The 18656-nt window shown below is 66.6% G+C and carries 19 protein-coding genes; 7 read left to right on the top strand and 12 right to left on the bottom strand.

Features of this window, described 5'->3' with window-relative positions; genetic code table 11:
• Positions 1–7: 7 nt before the first annotated feature.
• Complete coding sequence (locus tag ACTJKT_RS09405; RefSeq protein ID WP_440786873.1) at positions 8–454, bottom strand: winged helix-turn-helix transcriptional regulator; 447 nt, start codon at positions 452–454, stop codon at positions 8–10.
• Between the two features lie 97 nt (positions 455–551).
• On the opposite strand from ACTJKT_RS09405, the gene ACTJKT_RS09410 reads away from it, so the two are divergent.
• Positions 552–1739, top strand: coding sequence for an MFS transporter (locus ACTJKT_RS09410; RefSeq protein ID WP_440786874.1), 1188 nt, complete (start codon positions 552–554; stop codon positions 1737–1739).
• Positions 1740–1830: 91 nt separating this feature from the next.
• On the opposite strand, the gene ACTJKT_RS09415 is transcribed toward ACTJKT_RS09410, so the two are convergent.
• Together ACTJKT_RS09415 and ACTJKT_RS09420 are read right to left on the bottom strand one after the other, a co-directional pair.
• Positions 1831–2370 carry a cytochrome b gene (locus ACTJKT_RS09415; protein ID WP_440786875.1) on the bottom strand — a complete coding sequence of 180 codons (540 nt, stop codon included), beginning with the start codon at positions 2368–2370 and terminating at the stop codon, positions 1831–1833.
• A complete protein-coding gene (locus ACTJKT_RS09420) occupies positions 2367–3452 on the bottom strand; it encodes a catalase family peroxidase (RefSeq protein ID WP_440786876.1) in 1086 nt (361 codons plus the stop codon). The genes ACTJKT_RS09415 and ACTJKT_RS09420 overlap by 4 nt, the downstream gene beginning before the upstream one ends.
• Before the next feature lie 177 nt (positions 3453–3629).
• On the opposite strand from ACTJKT_RS09420, the gene ACTJKT_RS09425 reads away from it, so the two are divergent.
• Together ACTJKT_RS09425 and ACTJKT_RS09430 are read left to right on the top strand one after the other, a co-directional pair.
• Positions 3630–4136 carry an RNA polymerase sigma factor gene (locus ACTJKT_RS09425; RefSeq protein ID WP_440787033.1) on the top strand — a complete coding sequence of 169 codons (507 nt, stop codon included), beginning with the start codon at positions 3630–3632 and terminating at the stop codon, positions 4134–4136.
• Positions 4133–4885, top strand: a complete 753-nt coding sequence (locus tag ACTJKT_RS09430; protein ID WP_440786877.1) for an anti-sigma factor family protein — start codon at positions 4133–4135, stop codon at positions 4883–4885. Before ACTJKT_RS09425 ends, ACTJKT_RS09430 begins: the two co-directional genes overlap by 4 nt.
• Positions 4886–5099: 214 nt before the next feature.
• Here the strand turns inward: ACTJKT_RS09430 and ACTJKT_RS09435 are convergent, their stop codons facing one another.
• The 7 genes from ACTJKT_RS09435 to ACTJKT_RS09465 all read right to left on the bottom strand — a co-directional run bounded on the left by ACTJKT_RS09435 (position 5100) and on the right by ACTJKT_RS09465 (position 11582).
• Positions 5100–6089 (bottom strand): Csu type fimbrial protein, encoded by a 990-nt coding sequence (locus ACTJKT_RS09435; protein ID WP_440786878.1) that lies wholly within the window; start codon positions 6087–6089, stop codon positions 5100–5102.
• 32 nt (positions 6090–6121) lie between these two features.
• Positions 6122–8479 carry a fimbria/pilus outer membrane usher protein gene (locus ACTJKT_RS09440; protein WP_440786879.1) on the bottom strand — a complete coding sequence of 786 codons (2358 nt, stop codon included), beginning with the start codon at positions 8477–8479 and terminating at the stop codon, positions 6122–6124.
• A gap of 127 nt (positions 8480–8606) precedes the next feature.
• The gene (locus ACTJKT_RS09445; RefSeq protein WP_440786880.1) at positions 8607–9398 is read right to left on the bottom strand and encodes a fimbrial biogenesis chaperone; all 792 of its coding nucleotides are present in this window, start codon (positions 9396–9398) and stop codon (positions 8607–8609) included.
• A 27-nt stretch (positions 9399–9425) separates the two neighbouring features.
• Complete coding sequence (locus tag ACTJKT_RS09450; RefSeq protein WP_440786881.1) at positions 9426–9926, bottom strand: Csu type fimbrial protein; 501 nt, start codon at positions 9924–9926, stop codon at positions 9426–9428.
• A gap of 4 nt (positions 9927–9930) precedes the next feature.
• Positions 9931–10464, bottom strand: a complete 534-nt coding sequence (locus ACTJKT_RS09455) for a Csu type fimbrial protein (protein WP_440786882.1) — start codon at positions 10462–10464, stop codon at positions 9931–9933.
• 20 nt (positions 10465–10484) lie between these two features.
• Positions 10485–11024: a Csu type fimbrial protein gene (locus ACTJKT_RS09460; RefSeq protein ID WP_440786883.1), complete on the bottom strand. Its 540-nt coding sequence runs from the start codon at positions 11022–11024 to the stop codon at positions 10485–10487.
• A gap of 57 nt (positions 11025–11081) precedes the next feature.
• Entirely contained in the window at positions 11082–11582 is a 501-nt protein-coding gene (locus ACTJKT_RS09465; RefSeq protein WP_440786884.1) for a Csu type fimbrial protein, read from the bottom strand.
• Positions 11583–11892: 310 nt separating this feature from the next.
• Between ACTJKT_RS09465 and zapE the strand changes: the two genes are divergently transcribed.
• On the top strand, positions 11893–13038 hold the full coding sequence (gene zapE, locus ACTJKT_RS09470; RefSeq protein WP_440787034.1) for a cell division protein ZapE: 1146 nt from the start codon (positions 11893–11895) through the stop codon (positions 13036–13038).
• Between the two features lie 93 nt (positions 13039–13131).
• Positions 13132–14445, top strand: coding sequence for a leucine-rich repeat-containing protein kinase family protein (locus tag ACTJKT_RS09475; protein WP_440786885.1), 1314 nt, complete (start codon positions 13132–13134; stop codon positions 14443–14445).
• A gap of 98 nt (positions 14446–14543) precedes the next feature.
• Here ACTJKT_RS09475 and ACTJKT_RS09480 read toward each other — a convergent pair whose 3' ends face one another.
• Positions 14544–15248 carry a YebC/PmpR family DNA-binding transcriptional regulator gene (locus ACTJKT_RS09480; RefSeq protein ID WP_025804764.1) on the bottom strand — a complete coding sequence of 235 codons (705 nt, stop codon included), beginning with the start codon at positions 15246–15248 and terminating at the stop codon, positions 14544–14546.
• A gap of 363 nt (positions 15249–15611) precedes the next feature.
• The gene (locus ACTJKT_RS09485) at positions 15612–16475 is read right to left on the bottom strand and encodes a LysR substrate-binding domain-containing protein (protein ID WP_440786886.1); all 864 of its coding nucleotides are present in this window, start codon (positions 16473–16475) and stop codon (positions 15612–15614) included.
• A gap of 128 nt (positions 16476–16603) precedes the next feature.
• On the opposite strand from ACTJKT_RS09485, the gene ACTJKT_RS09490 reads away from it, so the two are divergent.
• Both ACTJKT_RS09490 and phnX read left to right on the top strand, forming a co-directional pair.
• Entirely contained in the window at positions 16604–17713 is a 1110-nt protein-coding gene (locus ACTJKT_RS09490) for a 2-aminoethylphosphonate--pyruvate transaminase (RefSeq protein ID WP_440786887.1), read from the top strand.
• Positions 17714–17827: 114 nt separating this feature from the next.
• Positions 17828–18655, top strand: a complete 828-nt coding sequence (phnX, locus tag ACTJKT_RS09495; RefSeq protein WP_440786888.1) for a phosphonoacetaldehyde hydrolase — start codon at positions 17828–17830, stop codon at positions 18653–18655.
• The last annotated feature ends 1 nt before the right edge of the window (position 18656 follow it).

Raw genomic sequence — 18656 nt, forward strand, 5'->3', positions numbered from 1 at the left:
CCAGCGCCTATTGCACCGGCACCCGCCGGCAATCCTCGGGCCCGAGCAAGCGCCCATCCGCCGAGCGCAATTCCAACGGTCGCAGCGGCTGCCCCTGCTCGCGGTCGATCATCAGCGAATGCGCTTCCCCCTCCTCATAGAAATACGCCTCGCCCCACTGCCGTAGACCGATGATCAGGTTGAACAGGCCGTTGCCCTTCGGCGTCAGCACGTACTCCTGATAGGCGCTGCCGTCCGACGCCGGCAGCACTTCGAAAATGCCGTGGGCCACCAGGGTGCGCAGGCGGGCGGCGAGGATGTTCTTGGCCATCCCCAGATTGCGCTGGAACTCGCTGAAGCGGCGGATGCCGTCAAAGGCATCGCGAATGATCAGCAGCGACCACCAGTCGCCGATAGCGTCCAGCGAACGGGCCACCGGGCATTCGGCGCCCTCCAGGCTTGTGCGTTTGACCATGATGCAGACTCGCGGCAGGAAAGTGGTTGCAATATAAAACCAGGCTCCTTACCGTACAACTGGTTTCATAAAGCAACCAGAACTCACGGAGCCGAACATGACAGCCGCAATCGCCCCTTTGCCATCCGCCACCATTCCGGCGTCGGTGGTGCTGCTCTTTGCCATTGCCTGCGGGTTGGCGGTGGGCAATGTCTATTACGCCCAACCCCTGCTCGACGCCATGGCCCACAGCCTGGACATGCCGCGAGCGACCATCGGCCTGGTCATCACCCTGACCCAGGTCGGCTATGGCCTCGGCCTGCTGTTCCTGGTGCCGCTGGGCGACCTGCTGAACCGACGGCGCCTGATCGTCGGCCAGATGAGCTTGTCGGTCGTTGCCCTGTTGATGGTGGCGCTGGCGGCGGACAGCACCTGGCTGTTGCTGGGCATGGCCCTGACCGGGCTGCTCGCGGTGGTGACCCAGGTGCTGGTGGCCTATGCGGCGAACCTGGCCGCGCCGGGCGAACGGGGCCGGGTGGTGGGCAGCGTGACCAGCGGCATCGTGCTCGGGATCCTGCTGGCGCGCACGGTGTCGGGAACCATGGCCGACCTGGCCGGCTGGCGTTCGGTGTACCTGCTGTCGGCCGGGTTGACCCTGCTGATGGCGCTGCTGCTGTGGCGGGTGCTGCCCAAGGTCGAGCAACCGGCGGCGCTGCACAGCTACGGCCAGTTGATCCGCTCGCTGTTCGGTCTGTTCCGCGAAGAAAAGGTCCTGCGCGACCGAGCGGTGCTGGCAATGCTGATCTTCGGCGCCGGCACCGTGTTGTGGACCCCGCTGGTGCTGCCCCTGAGCGCCCCGCCTCTGTCGCTGTCCCATACCGAGATCGGCCTGTTCGGCCTCGCCGGCGCCGCCGGGGCCCTGGGTGCCTCGCGCGCCGGACGCCTGGCCGACCGTGGCCTGGGACAGTGGACCAGCGGCCTGGCGCTGAGCCTGATGCTGGCCTCCTGGTTGCCGATCGCCTACACCCAATCGTCGCTCTGGGCCCTGCTGCTGGGGGTGATCGTCTTCGACCTGGGTTTGCAGGCGGTGCATGTCACCAGCCAAAGCCTGATCTACAACACCCGCCCCGAGGCCCAGAGCCGCCTGGCGGCGGGCTACATGCTGTTCTATTCGATCGGCAGCGCCAGCGGCTCGATTGGCGCCACCGCCATGTACGCCTGGGCCGGCTGGACCGGGGTGTGCCTGCTGGGGGCGGCGATCAATGGCGTGGCGCTGGTGTATTGGTGGTGGAGCGCACAGTCCTGATGAATCGTGGGGTCTGGACGGGCGCTTCGCGAGCACGCTCGCTCCTGCAGGAGCAGCCGGCCAAGGTCCGGCTGCTCGCATCGGATCCCGCTCAATCCTTGCCGCGCAGCATGCTCTCCAGCACGCCGTCGCGGCGCACCCAACCATGGAACAGCGCCGCCGCCAGATGCAGCAGCACCGTCAGGAACAGCAGGTAGGCGAGAAAGCCGTGGGTCTTGCGCAGCCAGGCGAACAGTTGGGCATTGGCCGGCAGGATCGACGGCAATTGCAGCGAGCTGCCGAGCATCACCGGGTCGCCCGCCGCCGAAATCATCGCCCAGCCCAGCAGCGGCAGGACCAGCATCAGCGCATACAACAGCACGTGGGAGGCCTTGGCCGCCAACGCCTGCCAGCCCGGCAGGTCCGCTGGCAAGGGCGGTTGCCGGGTGGAAAAGCGCACGAACAGACGCACTATCACCAGCAGCAGAATGGCAATGCCCAGCGGCTTGTGCAGGTGGATCAGCCACTGATGGCGCTCGGACACCGAGGCCACCATGCCGGCGCCGATAAACAGCATCGCAATGATCATCAGCGCCATCAGCCAGTGCAGCAGGCGCGCCAGTGGCGCGAAGTGGTTCGGTTGGGCGCTCATGGGCGGGACTCCTGGGCAGCGCGGGGCAATTGGCCGACTTCACTGGTGCGGCGCAGATAGGAACTGGCGTAGGCCGCCGAACGGGCCGCCAGCAGCGGATCGTCGGAGGCGGCAATGCCGCTCGGCAGCACCAGCGGGTCGTAGTTGATGTCGCGGCATTCGCCAGCGTTCTGCGGCTGGCTGCGCTCCAGCACCAGGGTCCCGGCATTCAGCACCCTGCGCTCGCTGGGCCAGGCCTTGCTGGCGTCGTCGGTCGGATCGCCCGGGTTGGCCAGGGTGATGTTCAAGCGCCAGCGCAACGGCCCCGCGGCCAGGCGCTGTACCAGGTCTTTTTCCAGGAAGTCGCTGCCCTCAGGCACTACTGCGCCGGGGGCGTCCTGGGTCAGCGGCACCACGCCCCAGCGCACCGCCTGGCGTTGCCCGCTGGCGCTCACCAGGTAAAACGCGTTGATACCGTTGTAGGTTTCGGTGGCATAGCTGGCCGAAGGCTTGGCGCCCTTGATCCATTGCAGGAACGGCATGGCTTCCGGGTGGGCGGCGAAAAATGCCGGCACGCTGGCCGGGTTCGGCTTGCCGGTCACCGGGTCTGGCGAACTGGCCTGCTGCAACTGGTAGAACGCCTCGGGGGTGCCCACCGGAAACACCGGCATGCTGTTCATCCCGGTGCGCCATTGCTGGCCGTTGGCCTGGGTGAAACGCAGGGCCAGGCTGCGGATCGGCACGCTGCCGTCAGGCGCATAGGGGTTGCCGGGGGGCAAGGCGAAACGCCCGACCACCGGGGTCCGCGCGTCATTGAACACCTGGGCGCTGGAATAGCTGCGGGCCTCGCCGCTGCTCTCGAAATAACCGGCCACGCACACGCCCTTGGCGTGGTTGCGACGAAAGCCCGGATGCACGCCGTTGTTTTTCTCCAGCACATCCACCAGGGCCTTGGGGGTCAGGCGTTGCGGATCGAAGCTGCCGTGCACATAGGCCATGGCGCCGGCCAGGGCCGCGACCACCAGGGCGATCCCGGCCAGGCGCAGGCTCAGGCTGGTCGCGCTCAACGGCGGCCGGTCAGGGGGTGATGGACGATCTACCATGAATATCTCCAGGGCCGCGGGCCACAGGTGGAAAGAACCCGTCAGACGAACCCCGGCAGCGCTTATTCCCTGGCCCGCTTTTTATTTTTCGGGCACGGGAATAATCTGCGTTGCCGGGCGTCTGGCTGAAGTGTGCTGTTGCAAGCGTCGCGACTGGCCAACGACCCGCAGGAACCCATGAACGATATCGACGAACAGCTGCGTGAAATCATCCCTCGGTTGCGGCGCTTCGCCCTGTCCCTGGGCCGCCAGCCCAGCAGCGCCGACGACCTGGTGCAGGCATGCCTGGAGCGGGCGCTGTCGAGCTGGAGCGAAAAACGCCCCGAAGGCGATCTGCGGGCCTGGCTGTTCGCCATTCTCTACCGGCAGTTTCTCGATGCGCACCGCCGTTCACGGCGTTATGCGCGCATGCTGGAATTCTTCACCGGGCGCGACGACGCCCAGCCTTCGGTGGAACGCAGTGTGGTCGCGCAATCGACCCTGGAAGCCTTCGACCGCCTGCCCGCCGAGCAGCGCGCGCTGCTGCTCTGGGTCTCGGTGGAAGGCCTGAGCTACAAGGAAGTCGCCACTATCCTCGACGTGCCCACCGGCACTGTGATGTCCCGCCTGTCCCGGGCGCGCCAGGCCCTGCGCCAGCTCAGCGACGGCGAAATCAGCAGCCCTTCCTTGCGGATACTCAAATGATCAGCCTGCCCCCCAGCGAACGCGACCTGCACGCCTACGTCGACCATCAGCTCAGCGAGAGCGACCGGCGCCTGCTGGAAACCTACCTGAGCAGCCACCCGCAGCTCGCCGCCCAGGTCCAGGCCTGGCAGCAGGATGCCCAGCAGCTGCGCGCGGCCCTCGGCGGCGCCCTGCAACAACCGGCCAACCCCAACCTGGACCCGACGCTGATTCGCCAGCGCCTCAAGCGCCAGTCGCGCCGCCACCTGGCCAGCGCCGCGCTGCTGTTGCTCGCCCTCGGCGTCGGCGGCCTGAGCGGCTGGCAGGCCCGGGAAATGACCCTGGCCAGCGCCCCGCTGCCGATGACCGATGCCCTGCAGGCCTACCGCCTGTTCGCCCAGCAAGGCGTTCTCCCGGCCGACCTCGAGGTCCGGGGCAACGGCGCCATGCAGGCCTGGCTCGACCGCTACTTCACCCAGGCCGAGCGCCTGCCGGACCTGCGCGAGGCCGGCTTCCAGGCGGTCAGCGGGCGCCTGCTGAGCACCGATCAAGGGCCGGCGGCGATGGTGCTGTACGAGGACCAGGGCGGGCACCGGATCAGCTTCTATATCCGCCCGCCGGGACCGAAGAACTACCTGCTGCCCCGGGGCAGCCGCAGCGATGGCGAACTGCAGGCCGACTACTGGTCCGACAGCGGCTACAACTACGCCATGGTCAGCCCCAGTGGCTCGGCGGTAGCACAGCGGCTGCAGAACACCCAGAAATTCTGAGCCACAGCGCCCGCACCCCCTGGGCCTGCCTTGAGACCGCCAAAGGTCCTTCGGACCTATCGCAGCCTACGGCAGCGGCTACATCGGCCCCGTCATCTGGGCCATCACCTCCTCCTGTAGCTGCTGGCGCAGCCTGCGATCGGCAGCGCAGCAGCCGCAGGATCTGCGCCACGCCACAAACACCTGCGACTGGCGCAATAGGGTCCCTCCCTCCTTAAAACCCCACATCCAGCACCACGTTGTCGATATAGGTCCCCGCCGGCGGCGTGGCCTGGTCGGTGTAGATCCTGGCGTTGTAGTTGAACACCTGGCTGCCGGTGCCCAGGCCGTTACCGGGATTCACCTCGGCATCGGAACTGGCCCGCCGCGCCGCGCCCACGCTGCCCCAGCGGGTGGTGCCGGCGCTCTTGAAGATGTCGTAGGCCAGGTAGTTGCCCCCCGAGACCATCCGCCGCCGCCCGCCGACGCTGACGGCCTGCTGGCCATCGTCCAGGCCCACGGTGTAGGCACTGCCCTTGGTGCAGGCGAGGTTGATGGTCTGCCCACTGACGGTGGCGAAGGCGCTGATCACCGGCGCGCTGCCGAAGCTGATGTTGGGCGCGGTGATCACGCAGTCGTTGGCCACCGTCAGGTTGACCGTCAGGCTGGCGACGCCGCTGCCGATATCGCGCCCCAGGCATATGCCCAATGCTCCGATCCCCGAGCAATAGTTCCAGCTCCAGGCAATGCTCAGGGTTTCGCTGTAGAGGCCGGCGGCGACGTTGCTGCCGGTGATACTGCCCAGGTAGACCGGTATCGCCTTGGCCACGGTCGGGCTGCCCAGCAGCCCCAGGGCATCGACGATGGAGTTGCGCGCGAAGTCGAACTGCACGCCGCGGGTGATGGGGTAATTGGTGCTGTTGTCGCCATAGATCGTATAGCTGATGACATCGCCAGTGGGGCCCAGCAACCCGCTCTGCGAGGAGGTGATGGTGGCGTAGAAATGGTCGTTGCTGGCCATCAGGGACGCCAACGAGCCGGTGCAGGCCAGGCCGGCGTTGGTGCTGGAAGCGGACTGCGAGGTGGTGCGCACCAGGATCGAACTGAGGGTGCCGAAACTTGCCGGCGAGGTACTGACCACCGAACACAGGGCATGAACCGCCCCAGGCAACAGCAGCACCATCAGCAACAGCCCCTGGCCCCAATAGCGACGCAACCTGTCCATGTTCACCCACTCCCGACTCCGTTCATGAATCCTCACTGACACACCAGCGGCCCGATCAGCGGCACCTGTTCCTGCTCCGGCTCCAGGGCGAAGCTCACCTGGCAACTGCCGCCGTCGGCCAGGTTGACCCGCAGGCTGTTGTTCGGCGCCAGGTTTTCCAGGTACACCAGGCCATCCCAACCCACCACCGCCTGGGCGCCGCTCTGCTCGTGAGTCACCAGGCTGCCCAGGGGCAGCTCCCGGTGCCGGGCGTCCACCAGGACCAGGCTGGCGGCGACGATGCGGGTCAAGGGGAACTCCACCAGATAGCCGCTGCCGCGACGCACCGCGATCCGCTGCTCGACCAGCGGACTCTGCACGTTGGCCGGCAGGTTCAGCGGGTCGATCTCGTACTTGCCGCGGTAATAGGCACTGCTCCAGGGCACCAGCAGATGGCCGTTCCGGTCGGTGCGCCCCACCAGCTGGTTTTCGTAGCGCACCGGAATATCCCGGTAGCCGGCGGTGCTGACCACCACGAAGGCGTCGTCGATGCGGTTGGCGGTAAACACTTGGCGGTCCATCCACACCAGCGAGCCGCTGGCATCGGCCCAGCGGGTTTCGGCCTCGCTGGAACCATAGACCCCGGCCTGCAATTGCACCGACTGCAAACGCCAGGTCAGGTCGGCCTGACGGTAGGACGGCGCATCGCCCTGGGCGTAACCGAGGTTGAAGCCGACGCCGCCCTCGCTGGGCACCGCCCGGCTGTAGTTGATCCGCTGCCGGCTCTGCCCGTCCTGGCTGCGCTCGCTGCTCAGGCTCAGGCTGCCGTGGAGGTCGAAAGGAACCACCAATTGGGCCTGGACCGCCCAGTTGCTGTCGCCGATCTCACGGTTGGCCGACAGGTAGAAACTGCTGCTGCGCCACAGCGGTTTGCTCCAGGTCAGGTTGAGCAGGCGGGTACGCGAGTCGTCCGTGGCGCGCACATCGAAATAACCGACGCCGAGGCTGCCGTAGCGCTCGAGGTTGAGGCTCAGGGTCAGCTGTTCGCTGCGCTGGCTGAGGCTGGCGTAGGGGCTGTCCACCACCGTCAGGTCGGCATAGCCGTCGCGGCGCTGCATGCGCTGGTAGGACAGGCTGTAGCGCTGGCTGCTGTACTGATAACCGAGGCTGACCTGCTGCCCGCCCTGGCCGTCGAAACGGCTCTGACTGATGGCGCTATTGAGCACGCCGAAATTGCCCAGGCGCAGGTTGCCGCCGAAGCCGCCAAGGGTCAGGGACTCCGCGGCTTCGGCGTGGCCTTCCAGGGTCAGGTGGTCGCTCAGGCCGTAGCGCAGGCTGCCGGAAGTGACGCCTGGGCCATAGCTGAAATCCTTTAGCGTGTAGTCGCGGCGCAGGGTCCCGGCGGCCACCGAGAAATCGCTCAGGCCTTTTTGCAGCAGGCTGCTGGTGACATAGAACGGCACGGTGGTGGACACCTGGCGCCCCAGGGCATCGGTGGTCACCACCACCGCTTCGCCGGCACCGTTGATGAACGGGATATTGGTCAGGGTGTAAGGCCCCGGCTGCAGGTCGGCGCTGCTGGACTTGTAGCCGTTGATAAACAGGTCCACCGAGGACGGCACCGCCGCCTCCCCGGCGAACTGCGGCAAGGGATAGGTCACCAGGTCCGGGCGCACGGCAAAGTCGCGGGACAGTTGCACGCCGCCCAGGCGCACCGAGTTGCTCCAGGGCAAGGCGCCGCTGACCAGGTCGCCGGCCTCGTAGGTCAGCAGGCGCTCGTCGTCGGAGTAACGCCAGGTGGTGTCGTAGCGCCGGTAGCCGTTATTCAGCGTGCCCCCGCCCAGGCCGGAAAAGGTCCGCCGGTACTGGCCGGTGTTGGACAGGGTGCCCCAGCCGTCGAACAGCCGCACTTCGTTCCAGGCGGCCAGGTAGGTACCGGCATCGTCGGTGTCGTTGAGGTACAGATCGTAATTGAGCAAGGCGCCGAAACTGCTCAGCGCCGGGGTCCGGGGATAGGCCTGGCGGCTGCCGACCAGTTGCTCCGGCAGCCAGTCCGGCGGCACCTGCAGCAACAGGCGCTGACCCTGGCTGTCGTAGTCGCTGTGCAGCCCCTGCAGGCTGTCGAGGGCGACCTGCGTGTCGAGCCCCTCGGGCAGTTTCATCCCGCTTTCCCGCAAGGCCTGGGCCGGCACGAACAGGCGCCCGGCGCGTTGCTCGACAGCGATCACCCGCCCGGTATTCATCTGATTGACCACCAGTTCCAGAAACAACTGTGCATCGCTGATCGCGTCCATGCCGCTGGGCGGTGGCGGCAGCTCGCCACCCAGGCTGCTGGAGGTGAACATCCAGCAACACAGCCCGCTCAGCACCCATCCCCGGCGCCAGAAACGACGAACCGCGCCGAGTCTCATTGAGACGTTACGTCCATCGATGGACACCTTTCTTCCATGGCCAGCCGTGGCTCCCGATACCGCTCAGCCTGAATCGCCGATCGCCGGGCAGCTCCGTAACCTTGCCTGCCCGCGGTGGCGGGCGGCTTTAGCGGGCCGGCGCAATGCTCTGCACCTGCGGCGCGCCATTGACTCGCACCTGCAACGCCGCATCCGCGGTCGGCGCAGCGGGCACCGGCCAGCGCATGATCGCCCCCGGCAGCACGTAGCCCAGCAGCCCTTCCACCAGCGGCCGGGTCTGCCCCGCCTGCTTGAACGCCACGTCGGTCAGGCGTGCATGCACCGCGCCCTGGTTGCGCACCTCCACGTAATTGCGCCCGTCCACCGCCACCTTGCGCCAGCTCAGCTCGGGCACGCCGGCGCTTTTCGGGTCACGCTGGCGGGTGCTGTCCTCCTTGCTCCAGAGCCCGGCGCCGTAGGCGAACAGCGGCACCGAATAGCGCATCTGGAACCGGATGGCCGCCGCCGTCTTGCCCTCGCCTTCGACGGTCGGCGGCTGGGCCGAAGGGATTTCATCGATGATGATCCGGTAAGCCAGCTCCTGGCCGGGCGGGACTTCGCGGGTCCGGGTCAGGCGTACCAGCTGCCTCTGCCCCGGGGCGATCTTCGCCACCGGCGGGCTGCCGATCACCTCCCGCTGGTTCTGGTACTGGTCCTCGAAGCTGCTCTGGCTCCAGGCAAAGACGCGGATCTGCAGGTTCGCGGTTTCCGTGCCGCGGTTTTCCAGCCATAAGGCGCTGGCTTGCTGATCGGCCTCCAGCACCGGGTCGATCGGCCAGATCAGCACCGAACTGGCGGCCATGGCCCGGGGCGCCCCCAGCAACGCCATGGCCAGCGCAACCCATCGAACGGCCTGCAAGCGCCGGGAAGTCGAATACATGCTGCTACTCCTTATGGTCTTGCCCCATCACCACGACAGCTGCACCTGCAGCACGTCGCTGTATGTCCCCCCAGGCTGGTTGCCCGGCAATTGCACCTGGCCGTAGATCGGCAGGCTGATGTTGTTCGCGTCGCTGTAGGCCACCGCCACGCTCTGGCCGATACCCAGGCTCTGGCTGAACGCGGCGTCGCGAAACAGCTGATAAGCCACCCGCGCACTGCCGCCATCGAGCTGCATGTGCCGCCCGCTGCTGTTGTACTGGCCGCCGTCGACACTCATGTTCAGGGTCACCCCCGGCGTGCATTGCAGTTGCACGCTGCCCGCCAGGGCGACCTGCAGCGTGCTGGTGGACAACGCCGACTGGCTACCGAAGTTCAGGCTGCCGTAATTGCTCACCCCGCCCACCACCAGGCAGCCGGCGACCACCGTGGCGCTGACCTGGAAGCTCTGGCTGGTCACCGCCGCCAGGGGCAGCGGCAGGCTGCTGGCACCGAGCAGCACCAGCGCCGCGCAGGCGTGACGGGCCATGGCGTCAGAAGGTCAGTTCGACGGCGACGGTATCGGTGTAGGTGCCCGCCGGCAGGCCAGCCTTGCCGAGCGCCTTGCCGTAGATGTTGACGGTCTGCGCCACACCGGTGCTGGTGGCCAGGTTGATGACATCGTCGATGGCCAGGAGCTGCGAGTGGCCGGAGTCGGTGTACAAGTCGTAAGGCACGAAGTTGCCGCTGCCATCGGCCAGGGCCCGGGTGCCACCGGCGGACTCGCCGTCATGGGCGCCCGCACGGACTTTCACCACCGGGCTGGTGCCGCTGGAGCAGAGGATCGACAAGGCCCCGCCGCCACCGCCAAGCACCTGGGCCGTGGCCTGGGTGAACAGGCTGTTGGTGGTGCCGAAGTTCAGGGCGCCGAAGTTCAGGCCGCTGCTGCCGCTCGCGCCGTTGACCTGGCAACTGCTGGTGAGAATCAGGCTGGACGTGATCTGGCCGGTGACCGTCGCGGCCTGGGCCACGGAGAACATGGCCAGTCCAAGCAGCGACAGGGCGATCCGGGATACAAGCATGTGCATGACATTCGTCCTCTTGGGGTTTACCAATCCAGCGTCACCGTCAGGGTGTCGGTGTAGACCCCTGCCGGTAGCGCGCGGGTATTCGCGACCACCGAGCCAAACACCGGGATGGGTATCTGGGCTCCACTGGTAACGGCGAAATTGCGTTGCTGACCGATGCTGTAGCTGTCGCTGCCGGAGGCATCGAGAAACAGCCGATAGGCAATGGTCTGGCGGCCATTGCTCAGGCGGCGGGTGCTGCCGTCGCCATTCAGGCCGCCGTTGATGGTCACGGTGAAACCGGTCACCGAAGGGTTGCAGGCCACCCCCAGGCGCCCGCTGCCGCTACCGCTGACGCTGGCCCTCAAGGGCGTGTTCCAGGTCGGGCCATGCTGGCCGAAATCCAGCAGGCCGAAGTCCTCGACCGGACTCTCGGGGGTGTTGGTCGCGGCCTTGGTCACTTCACAGCCGGCGATGATGGTCAGCCGCGCGTAAATCTGCCCGCTGATCGCCGCTTGCGCGTTGCCAGCCAGCAGTAGCAGCGAACCCAGGGCCGCCAGCGCCCAGCTGTTGATCCTCATCGCCGCCATCCTAGATCCATCGGCTCTCTCCCCTTGACCAGCCTCGGTGCCCGGCCACTACCAGGTCACCGTCACTTTCAGCAGATCGGAATAACGGCTGACCCGCGGGATCTCGGCCAGCGGTTCGATCCGCCCGTACAACGGCAGGTCCACCGACCCCGAGTCCGGCACCCGGCCGCTCACCGGCACGTTCACCGGCAGCGGAATGCGCCGCGCCGCGTCCTGGTACAGGCGATAGGGAATGGGCTTGCTGTGTTCGGCAGTGCCGGCCAGGTAGCGCACTTCGCCGACGCCCCCGTGTTGCCCGCCATCGACGCGCAATTGATAAGGGGTGTCCGGGTTGCATTCGAGCCTGGGCAGGCGGGCGTCGAGCAACGCCGCACTGAGGGGGCCGGCGGGATTGTCGAGACGCGGGCCGCTGCCGAAATCCAGCACGCCCAGTTGCTCGACGCCGGCGTCGCGCTGCTGTCCCACCAGCTGGCAGCCACGCTGCACGTTGACCCGGACCTCCACCTGGAGCTCCGCGGCCCATGCCGTCGCGCTGAGCAGCATGCTCATGACTGCGAAAACCCGCTTGCCATTCAACGCCTCAATCCTTTTGAGGAACGATAGGTACAGCTCAGGTTAGTCAGCACCAGGGAAATCGCCAGCAGCGGCGGCAAAATGCCCTGCCTTGAAACACCCCCGCCGAGCGCCCGGCGCACCATTGTCGAACGCACTGAGAGGGGCAAAAAGCTGTACCGACCGGAGCTTTTCGTAGAACGCCCACCCTGTCCTCAGACAGCGCTGGATGCCGCGCCGGGGATTGGTTAAATTACCGCGCCGGTTCCAGGGGGGGAGCAGGCCTGGAACCATCGGGGTGACACCATTGGCCGCCTTACCGCCAAACCGCTCGCTACGCCCATCGCGCTGGCCCAGGCTGCGCGCGTTCTTCGGCAAGGCCTTCGCCCGGCCCGCCGCCAGCACCAGCCACGGTCGGGTGATTCACGAGTATTTCCGGCACAAGGCCCACGACCAGGGTTACACCCTGAGCCACAGCCAGCAGCGGGTGATCGACTACATGGCCCAGCAGGCCAATGCCCTGCTCCAGCCAGACGCCAAGCCACACGCCAGCCGCAGCCTGTACCTGCATGGTGCGGTGGGACGGGGCAAGAGCTGGCTGCTGGACGGTTTCTTCCGCGCCATCCCGCTGGCGGAAAAACAGCGCCTGCACTTCCACGATTTCTTCGCCCAACTGCATCAGGGCATGTTCCGCCACCGCGAACAGCCCGACGCCCTGGAGGCCACCCTCGACGAATTGCTCAGCCACTGCCGCGTGCTGTGCTTCGACGAGTTCCACGTCCACGACATCGGCGACGCGATGCTGATCACGCGGCTGTTCAAGGCCCTGTTCCAGCGCGGCATCCTGCTGCTGGTGACCTCCAACTATGCCCCCCAGGGCTTGCTGCCCAACCCGCTCTACCATGCGCGCTTCAAACCGGTGATCGACCTGATCGCCAGCCGCATGCAAGTGATGGAGGTCGGCGGCCCCCACGACTACCGCAGCCAGCCCCGCAGCCATTCGCAGCAGATGTTCACCCAGGGCCGTTACCTCTGGCCCGGCAGCGAGCAGCAGCGCCTGAGCCTGGGCCTGCCGCAGCGCAACGGCCCGACCTCGGCGCTGATGGTCGGCGCGCGCCAGCTCCAGGTACGGCTGTGCGACCGGCACAGCGTGGGTTTTGCCTTCAGTGACCTGTGCGAACAGCCGACTGCGGTCATGGACTACCTGGAGCTGAGCCGGCGTTTCGACCATTGGATCATCGACGAACTGCCGGAACTGGGCGAATGCCCGATCGCCGTGCAGCAGCGCTTTATCAACCTGATCGACGTGCTGTACGACCAGGACAAACACCTGACCCTGATCGGCGAACGCTCCCTGCGCGAGAGCCTGGGCGGCAACGCCATCGACCTGGCGCGCACCCGCAGCCGCCTGGGCCAGTTGCAGGAAATCAGCGCGGATACGCCGCTGAGCTGAACCAGCAGTCGCCACCCGTCGCCCCGCGCCGCTATCATGGCGGCCATTTCCAGGGCCGCGCGCCCTCCTCCTGCCTGAGTGTCGAATCTGTTCATGGATACCCTTGCCCAACTGCGGGCCGGCCAATTGGCCGGGCTCAAGCGTCTGGACCTGTCTTGCGGGCTGACCGAATTCCCCCGGGAGATCTTCGACCTGGCGGACTCACTGGAAGTGCTCAACCTCAGCGGCAACGCCCTGAGCAGCCTGCCGGACGACCTGCACCGCCTGACCCGCCTGCGGGTGCTGTTCTGCTCCGACAACCTTTTCACCGAAATGCCGGCCTGTGTCGGCCAGTGCGCGCAACTGAGCATGGTCGGCTTCAAGGCCAACCGGATCGAGCGCGTGCCCGCCGCCGCCCTGCCGCCGCTGTTGCGCTGGCTGATCCTCACCGACAACCGCATCGAGGCACTGCCGGACGAGCTGGGCCAGCGCCCGCACCTGCAAAAGCTGATGCTCTCCGGCAACCGCCTGACCCGACTGCCCCAGAGCCTCGGCCAATGCCACCAGCTGGAGCTGATCCGCATCGCCGCCAACCGCCTCAGCGCACTGCCGGACTTCCTGCTGGGCCTGCCGCGCCTGACCTGGCTGGCCTATGCCGGCAACCCGCTGGAATCCGAGGCCGACGCGGCGGCGCTGGAATCGGTGGCACGCATTCCCTGGGCCGAGCTGGAATTGCAGCAGCGCCTGGGCGAAGGCGCGTCCGGGGTGATTCACCAGGCCCGCTGGCAGCGCCCCGGGCAAGCGTCAGTCGAGGTGGCGGTCAAGCTGTACAAGGGCAGCATGACCAGCGACGGCTCGCCGCTGCATGAAATGAACGCCTGCATCAGCGCCGGCCGGCATCCGAACCTGATTCGGGTCGAAGGCCGGATCAGCGATCATCCCCAAGGGCAGAACGGCCTGGTGATGCAGTTGATCGAGCCGAGCTACCGCAACCTGGCGGCCCTGCCGAGCCTGGCCTCCTGCACCCGCGACATCTACGACGAAAGCACCCGGTTCAGTGCCGACGCGGCCTTGCGCATGGCCCGCGGCATCGCTTCGGTCGGCGCACACCTGCACCGCCAGGGCATCACCCACGGCGACCTGTACGGCCATAACATTCTGTGGAACCCAGAGGGCGAGTGCCTGCTGGGGGATTTTGGCGCGGCGTCCTTCCATGCGCTGGCCGACACCGAGGAAACCCGGGCGCTGCAACGCATCGAAGTACGGGCCTTCGGCATTCTGCTGGAGGAGTTGCTGGAAAGGATCGAGTCGGGCCTGGACCCGCGGCAGCATGGACGCCTAGTGGCGTTGATCAGCGACTGCTGTCAGCCCCAGGTGCTGGCGCGGCCGGGGTTTGCCGAAGTGCTAGAGATATTGCAGGGGTTTTGAAGCAGAGCATCGCGAGCAAGCTNAAGGTATGTGCAACCTGTAGGAGCGAGCTTGCTCGCGAAAAGATCGCTCAGACAGCGCGACTCTCAGGGTCGGGCTTAACCCGCCAGGCCGACGAACATGTCCTGCACGTCGTCATGGTTGTCCAGGCCTTCGAGGAAGGCTTCGACTTCCGCCATCTGCTCGTCGGACAGGCCGCTGACCGGGTTCTTCGGCTGGTAGCCCAGCTTGGCCGAGAGCACGGTGAAGCCTTGCTCGGGCAGGGCTTTCTGCACCGCGTCGAGGTCCGCAGGCTCGGTCAGGAACAGGGTCGCGCCCTCTTCGCCCGGCTCGAAATCCTGGGCACCGGCTTCGATGGCCGCCAGTTCCGGATCGGCGTCCGGGCTGTCCGGCGCGGCTTCGATCATGCCGACATGGTTGAAGTCCCAGGACACCGAACCCGAAGCGCCCAGCTGGCCCTTGCGGAAGGCCACGCGGATTTCCGCCACGGTGCGGTTGATGTTGTCAGTCACGCATTCGACGATCAGCGGCACCTGGTGCGGCGCGAAACCTTCGTAGGTCACGCGGTGATACTGCACGGTCTCGCCGAGCTGGCCCGAACCTTTCTTGATCGCACGCTCCAGGGTCTCGCGGGGCATCGAGGCCTTTTTCGCCTGCTCCACCACCAGACGCAGGTGTGCGTTGGTGGCGACGTCAGCGCCGTTGCGGGCAGCAATGGTGATCTCTTTGACCAGCTTGCCGAAAATCTTGCCCTTGGCGTTGGCTGCTGCTTCTTTGTGTTTAACCTTCCACTGTGCGCCCATTACTCACTCTCTTTGATCTGTGGCGTCGAGTTGGATTTGGCCGACGCGATGGGCAAGTTTATACGGCCTGAAGGCACCAATCGACCAAAAAGTCAGATCCGCGACCACCTGTCCCGCCCTTCAGCCCTTGTCGACCTTGCCCGCCGTCACCGCGACGCGGGCCAGGCGCATGTTGCATCGAATGCACACGGGAGCCCTGTTTGGCCCGAGATGGCTTCTCGATAGGCTGCGCGACTCGTTCCCTGTAGCCGCTGCCGCAGGCTGCGATCGGCTCCGCAGGAGACGTGCTCTTGAGATCGCCGAAGGCCTTCGGCCTTATCGCCGCCTGCGGCAGCGGCTACAGGTTCAGTGCAATCCGAAGTATCAACTCGTGGGCGCCAGCCCCAGGAAGGCCTGGATCAGGCGCAATTCCCGACGTCGCTCCAGGCAGCCGAGCATGTGCCGGTTCAGCAGCCCCTCGCCGATGATCGGCACCGCCCGCACCCGCGGGTCCGGGCTGAGCTCCAGCGACGACACCACGCCCACCCCCAACTGCGCCGCCACTGCCTCGGTCACCGCCTCGCGGCTGTCCAGCTCCAGCAGCACCTTGGGGGTGATTCCGGCCTGGGTGCAGGCCGCGTCAAAGGTGCGGCGGGTGATCGAGCCGGGTTCGCGCAGGACCATGATCACCTGGTCCAGTCGCTCCAGCCGCACGCCCTCGGGCTCGGCCAGCCATGGATGGCCCTGCGGCACCAGCGCGCAGATCCGCGACTCGCCGAGGCTCTGCAGATGCAGGCCCTTGCGCGGTTCGACCTCGGTCAGCACCGCCACATCGGCGTGCTCCGACAGCAGGGCCGCCAGGGTTTCCTGGGCATTGCCCAGGCGCAGGTTGACGGTAACCCCCGGATAGCGCTCGCGCAGGCTGGCGAGCATCGGCATCACCAGGTGCGGGCCGTCCGCCGCCACTTCCAGGCGCCCGGTGAGCAACTGTCGGTTGGCTTCGAGCATGGCCTGGGCCTCTTCTGCCAGGCCGAACATGGCGCGGGTGATCGCCGCCAGCTTGGTGCCCTCCTCCGTCAGCTCGACCCGGCGCGCGGTGCGGCGCAGCAGGGTGATCTGGTAGTGCTCCTCCAGCGCCTTGATATGCCCGGTGACTGCCGGCTGGCTGATGAACAGCCGCGCGGCGGCCCGGGTGAAGCTGCCTTCACGGGCCACGGCATCGAATGCGCGGAGTTGGAACAGGTTCATATCTATCGGTCTCACTTATGGCTGGAATAACAACAAACAATTTGATTGATAACCAGCCAAACTGCAATTTAGGCCCCGTAGTTTTTATCCCAAGCGCATCCCCTAACGCTTCTGCGAGGACACCCGAATTGAGTACCGCCGTGCCCATCCTGCTCACTCCCGGCCCCCTGACCACTTCGGCCCGTACCCGCCAGGCGATGCTGCTGGACTGGGGTTCATGGGATGACCGTTTCAACCAGCTGACCGCCAGCCTTTGCGAGCAACTGCTGGCCATCGTCCACGGCGCCGCCAGCCACCACTGCGTGCCCCTGCAAGGCAGCGGCACCTTCGCAGTGGAGGCCGCCATCGGCACCCTGGTGCCGCGCGACGGCAAGGTGCTGGTGCTGATCAACGGCGCCTACGGCAAACGCCTGGCGAAGATCTGCGAAGTGCTGGGCCGCGATTTCAGCACCTTCGAAACCGCCGAGGACCAGCCGACCACCGCCGCCGACGTCGACCGCCTGCTGCACGCCGATGCTGCCATCAGCCATGTGGCGCTGATCCACTGCGAAACCAGCACTGGCATCCTCAACCCGCTGCCGGACATCGCCCAGGTGGTGGCTGGTCATGGCAAGCGCCTGATCATCGACGCCATGAGTTCCTTCGGCGCGCTGCCGATCGATGCCCGACAGGTGCCGTTCGATGCGCTGATCGCCGCGTCCGGCAAATGCCTGGAAGGCGTCCCCGGCATGGGCTTCGTCTTCGCCCGCAAGCAAGCCCTGGCCGCGGCCGCCGGCAACTCGCACTCGCTGGCCATGGACCTGCACGACCAGCACAGCTACATGGCCAAGACCGGGCAATGGCGCTTCACGCCGCCGACCCACGTGGTCGCGGCGCTGCACGAAGCCCTGCTGCAATACCACGAAGAAGGCGGCCTGCCGGCGCGTCACCAGCGTTATGCCGCCAACTGCCAGGCGCTGCTCGACGGCATGGCCCGACTGGGCCTGCGCAGCTTCCTGCCGGCGGCGATCCAGGCGCCGATCATCGCCACCTTCCACGCGCCGAAAGATCCGCGCTACCAGTTCAAGGCGTTCTACGAACGGGTCAAGGCCAAGGGTTTCATCCTCTACCCGGGCAAGCTGACCCAGGTCGAGACCTTCCGCGTCGGCTGCATCGGCCATGTCGACCCGGCCGGAATGCGCGCCGCGGTCCAGGCCGTGGCCGAAGTGCTACAGGAAATGGAAGTACTGGAAATCTGATCCGACCCACAACCTGTAGGAGCGAGGCTTGCCCGCGATTGCGGGCNTTCCGTCAGATCAACCTCATCATCGTTCATCGCGGGCAAGCCTCGCTCCTACACAGGCACTGGAAACATGAACTACAGCAACCCCAACCAGCTGCAAGCCGCGATCCTCGACTGGGCCGGCACCGTGGTCGACTTCGGCTCCTTCGCGCCGACCCAGATCTTCGTCGAGGCCTTCGCCGAGTTCGATGTGCAGGTCTCCATCGAAGAAGCCCGCGGCCCGATGGGCATGGGCAAGTGGGACCACATCCGCACCCTGTGCGACCTGCCGGAGGTTGCCGAGCGTTATCGCCAGGTGTTCGGCCGCACCCCGACCGACGAGGACGTCACCGCCATCTACCAGCGCTTCATGCCGCTGCAGATCGAAAAGATCGCCGAACATTCGGCGCTGATCCCCGGCGCCCTGGAAACCATCGCCAACCTGCGCCAGCAAGGCATCCGGATCGGTTCCTGCTCCGGCTACCCGAAACAGGTCATGGACAAGGTGGTGGAACTGGCCGCGAGCAATGGCTATGTCGCCGACCATGTGGTGGCCACCGATGAGGTGCCGAACGGCCGCCCATGGCCGGCCCAGGCCCTGGCCAACGTGATCGCCCTGGGGATCGACGATGTCGCTGCCTGCGTGAAGATCGACGACACCGTGCCGGGCATTCTCGAAGGCCGTCGCGCCGGCATGTGGACCGTGGCCCTGATCTGCTCCGGCAACGCCCTGGGCCTGACCTACGAAGCCTATCGCGCCCTGGGCAGCGACACCCTGGCCAGCGAGCGCCAGCGCATCCGCGGGCTGTTCGAGGGGTCGCGGCCGCACTACATGATCGACACCATCGGCGACCTGCCGCAGGTGATCGCCGACATCAACCGGCGCCTGGCCAACGGCGAGATGCCGCAAAGCAGCTGAC

Origin of the sequence: Pseudomonas sp. 22526, assembly GCF_052044735.1 — a bacterium.
In the GTDB taxonomy this organism is placed as follows: Bacteria; Pseudomonadota; Gammaproteobacteria; order Pseudomonadales; family Pseudomonadaceae; genus Aquipseudomonas; species Aquipseudomonas piscium.